Below are 11793 nucleotides of genomic sequence, written 5' to 3'. Positions count from 1 at the left end.
GGTCACCTCGGTCCGATGATGATGCGGCGGTTGCGGAGCACCGGCAGCACGGTGCGGGCGCGGTCGATGCGGTGCTTGTCGGCGTCGATGACGAACAGGGCGCGCTCCTCCTCGCCGAGCGCGCCGCGGACCACGCCCAGCGGATCGACGGCCATGCTCATCCCGATGCAGTCGGGCGTGGTGAGCGAGGACGCCACCAGCCAGCACGTGTTCTCGATGGCCCGGCTGCGCAGCAGCGTGGTCCAGTGGTCCTCCTTGAGCGGACCGCGTACCCAGGCGGCCGACACCGACAGGAGGTCGGCGCCCATCTCCACCAGGGTGCGGGTGAACTCGGGGAAGCGGATGTCGTAGCAGTTGACCAGCCCGACGTTGAACTCGCCGATGCGCACCACGCAGGGCCCGTCCTCGCCACGCTGGATCTCGCGGGACTCCCGGTAGTCGAAGGCGTCGTAGAGATGCATCTTGCGGTAGCGGCCGAGGAGTTCGCCCTCGTGGGAGACGGCCGCGATCGTGTTGTAGGGGAGAGCCGCGCCGCTGCCCTCGTAGCCGCCGGCGATGACCGCGGTGCCGTGTGCGGTCGCGATGCGGGACAGCTCATCGAGGAAGACGGGCCAGTGCTTCTCGGCGACCTCGCGCAGAGGCTGCGCCGCGGCCTCTGCCGGAATCATCGACTCCTCGGGGAAGACCACGAGTTCGGCGCCCTTGGTCACGGCCTCGCGGACCATTTCCTCGATGGTGTCGACGTTGCCGCCTATGTCGGCGGTCGGGGCGAACTGGGCTACGGCGACCTTCAAGGCCGTGTCTCCTTGCTGTGGACGTGGTGGGGGTGCGGGTGCGCGAGGACGGCGTGAGGTCACTCGGCCAGGAGCCGGGACGCCTGCGGATCCCAGTGGGCCACCACCGGCCGGCCGGCCGTCAGTCCGGCGGGCGCGGCGCCGTGGCTCTCCGCGACGAACGTTCCGCCGTCGGCGAGGGCGAGGTGGTAGCGCGTGGCGCTGCCGAGGTAGACGACCTGCTGGAGCGTGGCGGGCAGTCCCGCCCACCCGGCCGGCGGCGCGGATTCCCCGGTGTGGAGGCGTACGTGCTCGGGGCGTACGGCGAGATGCGCCTCACCGGTGAACGCGCCGGCCGGCAGGGGCACGGCACCGAGGCCGGCCACCGTCAGGACGGAGCCGTCCGCCTTGCCCGTCAGGAAGTTGGACGTGCCGATGAACTCGGCGACGAAGCGCGTGGCCGGTCGTTCGTAGATGTCCTCGGGCGTGCCGACCTGGACGACGCGGCCGTCGTGCATGACCGCGATGCGGTCGGACATCGTCAGGGCCTCCTCCTGGTCATGGGTGACCGTGACGAAGGTGACCCCCACCTCGCGCTGGATCTTCTTCAGCTCCAGTTGCATCTCGGCCCGCAGCTGTTTGTCGAGCGCGCCGAGCGGCTCGTCGAGCAGCAGCAGGGACGGCCTGCCGATGAGGGCGCGGGCGATGGCGACGCGCTGGCGCTGGCCACCGGAGAGCTGGGAGATGGCCCGGTCGCCGTATCCGTCCAGCCGGACCAGGGCGAGGGCTTCGCGGACGGCTTCGGCGATCGCCCGCTTGGCGTGGGTCTTGCGCACCTTCAGTTCGAAGGCGACGTTGTCGTGGACGTTCAGGTGCGGGAAGAGGGCGTAGCTCTGGAAGAGCATGTTCAGGTCGCGTTTGTGCGGCGGGACGCCGTCGGCCGTGACACCGCCGAGTTCGATGGTGCCCTGGGTGGGCTCCTCGAAGCCGGTGATCATGCGCATCAGGGTGGTCTTGCCGCAGCCGGACGGGCCGAGAATGGAGAAGAACTCGTTCGCCCGGATGTCGAGGGTGACGTCCCGGACGGCGTGGGTGGCGCCGAACGACTTGCCGATCCCGGCCAGTTGCACGGCCGGCACGGTCTGGGGTGGGGAGACGGTCATGGTCAGGACGCCTTCACCTTGGTCCAGCCCTGCTGGAAGTACTGCATGGCGGTGCCCGGGTCGAGGAGGAAGTCGGCCTTGGTGATGGCCGAGTCGGGCGCGTAGATCGCCGGGTTGTTCAGTGCCGCCTTGTCCTTGATGTAGCTGCGGGCCGCCTGGTTGGCGCTCGCCGAGGAGCCGTCGTCGGTGGCCTTCGCGGCGATCTCGGGACGCAGCAGGTAGTTGATGAACTTGTACGCCGACGTGGTGTTCTTCGCGCCCTTCGGAATGGCCATCCCGTCGGTCCACACCGAGCCGCCCTCCTCCGGGATCACGTAGTGGACGTGGGAATCGGACTGCACGACCTTCGCCATCGCGGTACCGCTCCACGCCTCGGCCGCGCACGCCTGGCCGCTGGCCAGCAGCTGCGCGTAGTTCGTCGAGTTGTAGCCCGCGAGGATCTTCTTCTGCTTCTGCAGAGCCGACGTGGCCTCGGCGATCTGGTCCTTGTCGGTGCTGGTGGCCCGGTGGCCGGTGACCTGGAGCCCGGCGATGTAGGCGGCCAGCATGTTGTCCAGCATGTACAGCTTGCCCTTGTACCGGGCGTCGAAGAGGGTCTTCCAACTGGTCGCCGACTTCACGCACTTGTCGTTGTAGGCGAAGCCCGTCGTGCCCCAGATCCACGGCACGCTGTACTTGTTGCCCTTGTCGTACGACGGGTTCCGGAACTTCGTCGCCAGGTTCCCGAGACCCTTGATCTGCGTGTGGTCCAGGGGCTGGATCAGCTTCTGGCCGATGAGCTGCTGCACGGTGTACTGGCTCGGCTCGACCAGGTCGTAGCCGGACGAGCCCGAGCTGAGTTTGGCGGTCATCGTCTCGTTGCTGTCGAAGGTGTCGATGGTGACCTTGATGCCGGTCTCCTTCTCGAAGCCCTTCACCACGCTGTCGGGGATCTCACCGGCCCAGGCGTAGATGTTCAGGTTCTTGCCGCCGCCGGAGGAGGAGACGGCCTCGGAGCCGGAGCCCCCGCACGCGGCGGCGAGGAGGGCGGTGCTGGTGACGACGGACGTGGCCAGCAGAGTTCTGGCGAAGGTACGACGGAGCATGACAGGGCCTTTCGGGAACGTACGGGAGCAGGCGGAGCGGAGATCGGACGTACGTACGGCGGTGCGGGTCCTGGGGCGGGGTCGGGGTCAGCCGAGGGTGCGGTCGCCGCCGACCAGCACGCGGCGCATCTGACGCAGACCGGCGCCGAGGATGATCAGGAACGTGAACAGGACGAGGAGCGTGCCGAGCGCGTTGATCTCGGGAGTGAGCCCGCCCTTGAGCAGGGAGTAGACGCGCAGCGGGAGCGTGGTGGTGCCGACACCGCTGGTGAAGGTCGACATCACGATGTTGCCGAAGGAGATGGTGAAGCAGAGCAGCCAGGCCGCCACCATCGCCTGCCGGAGCAGGGGCAGGGTCACCCGGCGGAAACGCTGCCAGGCATTGCACCCGAGGTCGGCCGCGGCCTCGTCGAGCGCGGGGTCGAGGGCACCGTGGGCACCCAGGACGATCAGGGTCGCGTACGGCAGGGTCACCACGAGATGACCGAGGACGAGCGTGGTCAGCCCCAGGTCGGCGCGGAGCTTGCCGAACACGGACAGCAGGGCCACGCCCAGGACGATCTCCGGGATGATCAGCGGCAGGAACAGCCCGCCGGAGAACACCACCCGGAACCGCCGGCCGAGCCGGGCCATGCCCATCGCCGCCAGCAGTCCGCCCGCGGTGGCCAGGGTCGCGGACGCCACCCCCACCTCGGCGCTGACCCGCAGCGAGGACAGCAGATCGGTGTCGTGGGCGAGGACGCCGTACCAGCGGGTGCTGAACCCGGCCCACTTGTAGGTGACGTCGGAGTCGTTGAAGGACAGCACGACGACGACCACGATCGGTACGTACAGGAAGACGATGACGCCGCGGGCCAGCCAGCCGGTGACGCGATCGGGCAGTGACTTCACGACGCCTTCCTCCTCAACCGCCCGGCCGCGGTACCGAACACCGCCAGCGAGACGATCATCAGCGCCAGCAGGACGACGGAGGCCGCAGCGCCCATGGGCTGGTTACGGAACTCGGTGTAGAGCGTGACGATGAGATTGCCGACGAGCTGGTGCTTGCCGCCACCGAGCAGGACCGGGATCACGAAGACACCGAGCGTGGGCACGAACGTGAGCAGCGCGGCGGCCAGCAGTCCGGGACGGGCGAGCGGCAGCAGCACCTTGCTGTGCACCCGCCACCAGCCGCAGCCCAGATCCCGCGCGGCCTCGCCGAGCGAGGGGTCGACGCCCCGCAGGGAGGCGTACACCGGGAAGATCGCGGTCGGCAGGAAGGCGTAGACGAGACCGACGAAGGAGGCCCCCTGGCTGGGGATCCACGCCGTCGGCCCGTCGGTCAGCCCCAGGGCGTCGGTCAGCGCGTTCACCGGACCGCCGGGACTGAGCAGGTTGATCCACGCGAAGGTGCGCACCAGGAAGTCGGTCCAGAACGGCACGATGATCAGCAGGAGCAGCAGCCCCTGACGCTGCGGTGGCCGCCCGGCGAGGTAGTAGGCGACCACGTAGCCCAGGATCAGGCACACCAGTGTGTTCAGCGCCGCCATGCCCAGGCTGTAGCCGAAGACCTTCAGATAGACCGGGTCCAGCAGCTCGTGGTAGTTCGCCAGGGTGAAGCCCCCCTGGATGCCGCCGTACGGATCGGAGGTCGCGAAGCTGTTCCGCACCACCAGAGCCAGCGGCACCAGCACCAGCGCACCGACGGTGAGCCCGGCGGGCGCCAGCAGCGCCACCGTCACCGCCTTGTGCCGCAGGCCCGCCCGCGGAGCGGGGGCCGCCGACCGGGGCGTGGTGGAGGGCGGCACGGTCGCGGTGTCCGTCACCGCTGCCTCCACGGCGGCGGGGGAGGGGGTGTCTGCATGTGCTCTGCCTCCTTGGAATCCGGCCGGACGCCCGGAGCGGATGCCCCGGTCGTCCTGTTTGCGCAACAGCTTCCGTCAGGAGGACAGGAGGTGAACAGGCGCCACGGCATCGAATCCAGTGGAATCGCGTGCCTTGTTCCACTCATCTCGCAGCGGACCGCCGGTAGCGGCCGGACACGGCCCCGACCACCGGCATCGGCCGGGCCGGGTGATGATGTGGGGAGACGCGGAAGCGACGACAGACGGAGGAAAGGGGAGGTGCGCGCATGATCGACGACCTCGACCGGCAGATCATCGACCAGCTACGGGTCGACGGCCGGCGCTCCTTCGGCGAGATCGGCCGATCCGTGGGCCTCTCGGAGGCATCCGTACGCGCCCGCTTCCAGCGCCTGCAGCGCCGGGGAATCATCCAGGTGGTCGGGATGACCGACGCGGTGAAGCTGGGCGAGATGGAGATCCACCTCGCCGTGCGCGTCCACCACCTCCCGGTGGCCTTGGTCGCACGCGAGCTCTCCCGGATGCCGGAGGTGCGCTACGTCGCCTCCTGCGTGGGGCCCTACGACCTCATCACCGACGTGCGCTGCCGCGACATCGCGCACCTCTCCGAACTGCTCACCGAACGGGTCCGCCGGGTCAACGGCGTGGCGCACGCGGAGGCGCTGACCGTCCTGGACGTCGTCAAGGACACCTATCTGTGGGCCGGCTTCAGGGACCTGCCCGCGGCACCGGGCGACCGCATCCTCCCCCTGTGATCACTCCCCGCCCTCGCTCTGCCCCACCGCACTGGTCAGGCCGTCCCACGAGTAGTCCTTGAACAGCTCCAGCAACAGCAGGACCTGCACCTTCGACACCCCGGGCATCATCCGGATGCTGTCGAGCAGCTGCACCAGCTGCGCCTGGTCCCGGCAGGTCCCCTCCAGGAAGATGTCCTGACTTCCGGCGCACAGCGCCACATGATTGATCATCGGCATGTCCGCGAGGCTCTTCGCCACGGCCCGCGGCGTCAGATCCCGCACCCGGATCATCAGCCGCACCGACTGATGGCCCAGCGTGAGCGGATTGCACAGGGCGACGATGCGCAACGCCCCGCTCTCCTGGAGCCGCGACACCCGCTGGCGCACGGTCGCCTCGGACACCCCCAGATCCCTGGCCAGCGCCGTGTAGGGCGTCCGGCCGTCCCGGGTGAGTGCCTGCATGATCTTCTGGTCCAGCTCGTCGATCACGGTGCGCCTCCTGGCCCGATCGTACGTGCGTCGGGCCGCGCGGCGCCTTCGCGGTCGAGCGCGGGGGCCCCAGGGGGCGGCCACCGGACGGGCCCGGATGGTCGAAGGGGAACCCTGCCGGGCTCGTGGTCACAGCGTGAGCGTCTGTCCAGTGGGCAGGATGCGCACGTCGGTGTCGGGAGCCAGATCCCCGGCGGCGTCCTTGTAGTGCTCGGGATGACCGCGGTCGAGCTTCACGAGGATCCGGTCGCCGATCGCGCCGGAGGTGTAGGCGTAGTGGATCGGAACCGCCAGCCGGGGGCGCAGCAGGGCGGTGAGTTCCGCCGCCTGGGCCGCGTCCATGACCTCCTGGCGGTTGCCCTGCGGACGGGAGGAGAGCCCGTTGATCGGCATCAGGGCCAGGTCGATGTCGGGGAAGCGCTGGGCGATCTCGTTCAGTTCGGGTATGCGGCGGGTGTCGGCGCCGAAGAAGACCGTCGTACCGTCGGCCTCCAGCAGGTAGGTGACCTCCGGCACGCCGTGGCTGGCCGGCGCGGCCGTGACGCGGACCGGGCCGAGGCGGGTGGACTGCCAGGGGTCCAGCTCGGTGACGTTGCGCCACCCCTTCGCGCGGACCTTCTTCCCGGTGCCCCGGTTGACGACGATGGGCACGTTCTTGTCGGGGTAATGGGCCAGTGCTCCCAGGTCGCAGTGGTCGTAGTGGGCGTGGCTGATGAGGATGCCGTCCAGTCGCGGCAGGTCCGCCGCGGTGGCGATGCTGCGCGGCTCGCCCTGGCGGTACAGCACTCTTTCGGAGAACCAGGGGTCGGTGAGGATCTTCGCGCCGTCGAAGTCGAGCAGGACGCAGGCGTGTACGACACGTTCGAGAGTGGTGGGCATACGTGTGTCTCCCTTGGTGGACCAATTCCCTTGGCGGGCTGATACGGATCCGACCGGACCCGACCCCTTGGGATCGTCAGCCGCGATGTGATGGACGACTGGACGGTGGACGGCCGCGCTCGATCGCCGAGTTCGATCGCCTAGTCCGCGTTCCGTCCGGGTGAGGGCCGGCCTGATGTCGGCCGGAGCGCAGACGGGAGATCCGGCGAGGAAGTCCATGACGCCTACGGGGAAGGGGCGTCCGCTTTTCGCGCGCCGACGTGATCGTCCGCTCTGCTCCCAGACCGACAGCGGCCGCGCTCACGCGGTGGCGACCGCCGTGGCGACGTGGACGGCCGTCAGGAACGAGGCACCCGCGATCATCGTCCCTTTGCGGGCGGCGAGTCCGATGAGGGCGTCGCCCACCTGTGCCGCGGCGGCCGCGCACAGGATGAGCGCGCTGGCCGCACCCGACCACGCGAGGGGTGCGACGAGCGCCGCCACCCCCAGAGGTACTCCTCTGGTCGCGTACATCCAGCCGTAGAACCGTTCACCGGCGGTTGGTGTGCCGCTCTCGCTCAGGGCCGCCGGGCGGATGCCTCCCACCAGGGCGAAGGCGATGCTCGCGACCGCGCCGACGGCGTTGACGCCCAGGAGGATGTTCACGAGGCGTACTCGGTCGACGGTTCGGTGCCGTAGCGCGTCCAGACCTCGGCGACGGCGTCGCGCGACAGCGGCTGGCCGGACTCGACCATGGCCTTGAGGTCACGGAAGTACTGCACGTACAGGTCCGGAGTGAAGGTGTTGAGCATGACCGCCGGGTCGTCGCTCACGTTGGCGAAGGTGTGCGGTGCGCCCGGCGGGACCATGACCCAGGTACCGGCTCCGGCGTCGTAGTCGTCCTCCCCGACGGTGAACCGCACGCTGCCCGAGAGTATGTAGAAGCCCTCGTCGTGCTGTGCGTGGCGGTGCTGCGGAGGGCCGGCGGTGTGCGGGGGGATGGTGATTTCGCCCATTCCCAGGCGGTGTTCGGTGTTGCTGCCGTCCTCAAGGATCCGGATCGTCGACGGGCCGTTGACGATGAGCTCGCCTTCGCCGGGACCGGTGATCGAGACCTTGTTCATGAAGCCTCCCTGACTGGTGACTGGTGGTTGCCGACGCCAGGACCCTAGGGGCGATGCGAGCACGAATGCAAGTGGACTCTTAAAAAAATAGTTGACTCCAATTCAGGGAGTGGACCCGCTATGCTGGCAGCTGGAACGAGAGGATGATCATGGTCGAGCGGGGTCGCCCGAACGGGCTCAGCAACACGATGGAACGCACCAGGTCGGCGATCGTCACGGCCGCCCGCGACCTCGCCGACACCGGAGCCGAGATCACGATGCCTGCGGTCGCGGCCCACGCGCGGGTCTCCGAAGCGACCGCGTACCGCTACTTCCCCGACCTGCTCAGCCTTCTGCGCGCCTCCGTGATGGCGGAGGACCTGGTCGAGGTCCTGCGGTCGGCGACCCGGGGAGACGACCCGGTGGAACGGATCGGGCAGGCCGCGGAGGTCCTCGGCCGGGCGGTACTGCGCAGGCAGGGCGCCGTCCGCGCGGTCGTCGCCTCGACCATCGCGAAGCCCTCGGCCTCCAAGAACCGTCCCGCCCACCGCTTCGGACTCATTGAGCACGCGCTCGCCCCGTGGAGCGAGCGCTGCGATCCCGCGCACCGCGCGGAGGTGGAGCAACTGGTCCGGGGCCTCGCTCTCGTGATCAGCGCCGAGTCGCTGTTCGCCCTGACCGACCTCTGTGGTCTGACCCCTGACGACGCGATCGTCAGCCTCGCGACCACCGCGCGGCAGATGACCGCGGCGGCCGTCGCGGCGATCCCCACGGCACCCGCGGCCGACTGAGCCACCGCATGTGACGCGTCGCCTCCGGTCGTCGACCACGCCACCGCCACCTGCGACGAAATGCTGACGTCCGCTCCGGCGGCGGCTCCACGGGGCCTTCGCGATTCAGTCATCTATCGCCTCAGAAAACAGTGAATCACTCATTATGCGACAACACTGAATATTGTTCGCTTTTATGCCCTGCTTTCATGGCATGTTGGCCTCCCTGTTTCCCGAGGGAGTAACGCATGTCCAACGCCCCCGTGCCCCCGGACCCGGCCCCGCGATATCCCCGCTGGTCCGACCGGCTCATCCGTCAGCTCGACACCTTCGCTGCCACCCGGTCCCGCGCGGAGAAGGTGCCTGCCCTGCTCCTTTCCAGGGCTGACGGCGGCGATGTCCGGGCACCGGCCTTCATGGTCCGGGAATACGAGCACCGAATGTCGCGGCGGCGGGGCACTCCTCATTTCCAGGTACCGCATGCCGTCGTCGATGACGCGGAGCTGGGCGGCGGGGGCTTCCTCGCCGCAGTGGACCGGGTGGCGCTGCGGTTCCAGCTGACCATGCCCTCGGGAAGGCTGCGGCTGCCGGCCTTCCACACCTGCCGGGCCGTCCTGGACGCCGAGCGCGGAGCGGGCGACTCCCAGGCCCAGCAACAGCCGATCGTGGACGCCTTGTACGCGGTGCTGCTCAAACGGCGGAAAACGTTGAGCGCCTGCGCCGGCCTCGCGGACTTCCTGGGCCGGAATTTCCTGACCGGCTGGTTGCAGGGACTCGTGGCCGCCCTGATCGTCGGCTTTCCCAAACTGTGTTACCGGTTCTATCTGCGGCACTGGGGCCTGCGCTGGGTCGCGGACGAAGCGAACGCGACCTGTTTCCTGGACGCCGCGCTCGCCTTCTGCCAGGACGGCGAACTGGAGCGGAGCGACCCGCGCGTCGCGCGTATTCTCCTGCGCGCGCTGCTCACCGATCTGCGGAAAGCGACCCGGGGAAGGTCATGGCTCAGTCATCTGTGGGCACGGCGCCGGTGGTCCTTCGTCATCCTCATTCCTGAGACCGACGACCCGGACGGCCCCGGCCGCGCATTCCTCGGCACGTTCGAGGAACTCGCCGGTGACCACCCGTCCCGGCCGCTGCTCGTCCTGGCCGCCTGCGAGGGCCAGCCCCCGGACTACGCCGCGCCCCTGGGCGCCGACCCGGACCGGCCCAACGGCATCGCCGACAAGGTCTTCACCTTCCTCGATGAGGGCAGCGACGAGCCGGTACGCCTCATCACGCTGCCGGCCGAGGACGACGCCGAGGGCACGGCCAAGACGAAGATCCACACCCATTGGGGTGTCATGGCCCGCCGGGACCACCCCCTGGACTGGCTGCGCCCCTCCACCCTGCCCCTCATGGCCGCGGTGGCCGCGGGCATCCTCCTCGCTCCGCCCTACCTTTGGCCCACCGAACCTCCCGCGTCCGCCTCATGCGTCACGGTCAGCACCGGTGAGCGCGTCGGCATCACCGACGGCAGCCAATGCGACCTGGCCGTACCGGGAAGCCGAGGAAAGGAACTCAGGACCCTGGAACAACAGGTCGCGAAGGAGAACGCCCAGCTCCCGGGCGACCGTTACCGCACCCTCGTCTTCCTCGCTCCGCTGAGTCTGCAGAACGGTGTGTACGACGACCCGCCGATCGGCCTGCAGATCCTGCGCGGCGCCATCGCCCAACAGCACAAGCTCAACACCGGCGTGCGCCAGAACAAGATGCCCATCCGCCTGCTCATAGCCAACACCGGCCAGTACTTCCAGTACGGCGCACACAGCACCGCGGCGCCCAAGCAGGCGGACGTCGCGCAGATGATCATCAACCGTCGGGAGCGGGACCGCATCGCCGCCGTCATCGGCATCACCCAGAGCCGTCCTGAGTCGCTGAAAGCGGTCGGCGAACTCAACCAGGCCAAGATCCCGGTCATCGCCAACGGTGTGTCCGGCAGCATCATGGTCGGACCCCACTCGCCGGAGCGGTACTTCCAGATCTCGGCACCCAACGGGCGCATCGCGCAGGTCCTCGCCGACTTCGTCCACCAGGCTCCTGCCGTCCGCCGACTCACCAGCCGCAAACCGCACGCCGTGGTGGTGTACGACCCGACCGACACGGCCTTCAGCACGGACCTGATGAAACTGTTCGTCAGCGCCTACCGACGGTACGGCGGCACCGACGACGAGATCGAGTACAAGGAGAAGCCCGGCGCGACCAGGCCGGAGGACATCGCACGGTCGGTCTGCAGCAGGGTCGCCGCCACTCACGGGATCGTGGTCTACCTCGCCCGCTCCGGAGTGCTTCCCGGCTTCCTCGACGCGATGCAGAGGGCCGGCGGGCAGTGCCAGCCGCCGCAGGGCACGACGATCCCGATGATCGCCGAGAGCTCTCCGATCGACTTCCAGCTCCACCCCCAGCAGACGGCGCGCGCGTACCCGTACATGACCCTCTTCTACGAGACGCCGAACGCCCCCACCACCGACTCGCGGGACCCCTACGCCCAGTTCGCCCAGGACTTCGCCTCCGTCTTCGGCGCACGCAGCGCCGACGCGGACGCCGCAGGCGGCTTCGACACCGTGGGAGTCGTCAGCAAGGTCATCGAGAACCTGCTGCCGGCCGACGACGACACCCAGCCCAACAACATCTATCTGTGGCTCACCGCCCACGGCGTGTCCCAGTACCCCGGCGCGTCCGGTGTGCTGCAGCTGGACGGCACGAACAAATACCCGCCCAACAAGGCGGTGTTCATCCGGGAGATCACCCAGCCACGCGGAATCACCACCACCCTGCTCAGCTGCGGAGTCCTGCCCGACCAGCGAGACCCCGCGACGTGGGGCAGTCCGCCCGACAGCTTCCCCTGTCCCAGGGACGACACAGCGGCGACTTCTTCGTGAAGGATTCCGGGTCTCCGTCTCCGGCGTGACCGGAGACGGAGAACGCGATCACCTTG

General features: G+C 69.0%; 12 protein-coding genes. 3 read left to right on the top strand and 9 right to left on the bottom strand.

Going from position 1 to position 11793, the window contains the following annotated elements:
• Positions 1-2: 2 nt before the first annotated feature.
• The 5 genes from ACIPTO_RS21000 to ACIPTO_RS20980 all read right to left on the bottom strand — a co-directional run bounded on the left by ACIPTO_RS21000 (position 3) and on the right by ACIPTO_RS20980 (position 4826).
• Entirely contained in the window at positions 3-794 is a 792-nt protein-coding gene (locus ACIPTO_RS21000; RefSeq protein WP_366314966.1) for a carbon-nitrogen hydrolase family protein, read from the bottom strand.
• A 59-nt stretch (positions 795-853) separates the two neighbouring features.
• On the bottom strand, positions 854-1936 hold the full coding sequence (locus tag ACIPTO_RS20995; protein ID WP_401194335.1) for an ABC transporter ATP-binding protein: 1083 nt from the start codon (positions 1934-1936) through the stop codon (positions 854-856).
• Between the two features lie 2 nt (positions 1937-1938).
• A complete protein-coding gene (locus tag ACIPTO_RS20990) occupies positions 1939-3021 on the bottom strand; it encodes a PotD/PotF family extracellular solute-binding protein (protein WP_401194333.1) in 1083 nt (360 codons plus the stop codon).
• Between the two features lie 87 nt (positions 3022-3108).
• On the bottom strand, positions 3109-3912 hold the full coding sequence (locus tag ACIPTO_RS20985) for an ABC transporter permease (protein ID WP_401194331.1): 804 nt from the start codon (positions 3910-3912) through the stop codon (positions 3109-3111).
• Positions 3909-4826, bottom strand: a complete 918-nt coding sequence (locus ACIPTO_RS20980) for an ABC transporter permease (protein WP_401194329.1) — start codon at positions 4824-4826, stop codon at positions 3909-3911. Before ACIPTO_RS20980 ends, ACIPTO_RS20985 begins: the two co-directional genes overlap by 4 nt.
• A gap of 305 nt (positions 4827-5131) precedes the next feature.
• Here ACIPTO_RS20980 and ACIPTO_RS20975 point away from each other — a divergent pair, with 305 nt between their 5' ends.
• On the top strand, positions 5132-5617 hold the full coding sequence (locus tag ACIPTO_RS20975; RefSeq protein ID WP_366314957.1) for an Lrp/AsnC family transcriptional regulator: 486 nt from the start codon (positions 5132-5134) through the stop codon (positions 5615-5617).
• On the opposite strand, the gene ACIPTO_RS20970 is transcribed toward ACIPTO_RS20975, so the two are convergent.
• From ACIPTO_RS20970 to ACIPTO_RS20955, 4 genes are all read right to left on the bottom strand, one after another.
• On the bottom strand, positions 5618-6088 hold the full coding sequence (locus ACIPTO_RS20970; RefSeq protein ID WP_366314955.1) for an Lrp/AsnC family transcriptional regulator: 471 nt from the start codon (positions 6086-6088) through the stop codon (positions 5618-5620).
• Positions 6089-6217: 129 nt separating this feature from the next.
• Positions 6218-6967, bottom strand: coding sequence for an MBL fold metallo-hydrolase (locus ACIPTO_RS20965; RefSeq protein WP_401194325.1), 750 nt, complete (start codon positions 6965-6967; stop codon positions 6218-6220).
• A 300-nt stretch (positions 6968-7267) separates the two neighbouring features.
• Positions 7268-7612 (bottom strand): hypothetical protein, encoded by a 345-nt coding sequence (locus ACIPTO_RS20960; RefSeq protein WP_401194323.1) that lies wholly within the window; start codon positions 7610-7612, stop codon positions 7268-7270.
• Positions 7609-8070 (bottom strand): cupin domain-containing protein, encoded by a 462-nt coding sequence (locus ACIPTO_RS20955; RefSeq protein ID WP_401194321.1) that lies wholly within the window; start codon positions 8068-8070, stop codon positions 7609-7611. The genes ACIPTO_RS20960 and ACIPTO_RS20955 overlap by 4 nt, the downstream gene beginning before the upstream one ends.
• Before the next feature lie 149 nt (positions 8071-8219).
• Between ACIPTO_RS20955 and ACIPTO_RS20950 the strand changes: the two genes are divergently transcribed.
• Positions 8220-8840: a TetR/AcrR family transcriptional regulator gene (locus tag ACIPTO_RS20950; RefSeq protein WP_401194319.1), complete on the top strand. Its 621-nt coding sequence runs from the start codon at positions 8220-8222 to the stop codon at positions 8838-8840.
• Between the two features lie 227 nt (positions 8841-9067).
• Positions 9068-11737 (top strand): ABC transporter substrate-binding protein, encoded by a 2670-nt coding sequence (locus tag ACIPTO_RS20945; RefSeq protein WP_401194317.1) that lies wholly within the window; start codon positions 9068-9070, stop codon positions 11735-11737.
• Positions 11738-11793 lie beyond the last annotated feature (56 nt).

The organism is Streptomyces sp. NPDC090083 (assembly GCF_044747445.1).
Taxonomy (GTDB): Bacteria; Actinomycetota; Actinomycetes; order Streptomycetales; family Streptomycetaceae; genus Streptomyces.
The sequence above is the reverse complement of the archived record's forward strand: the minus strand, read 5'-3'. Positions and strand labels throughout refer to the sequence as shown.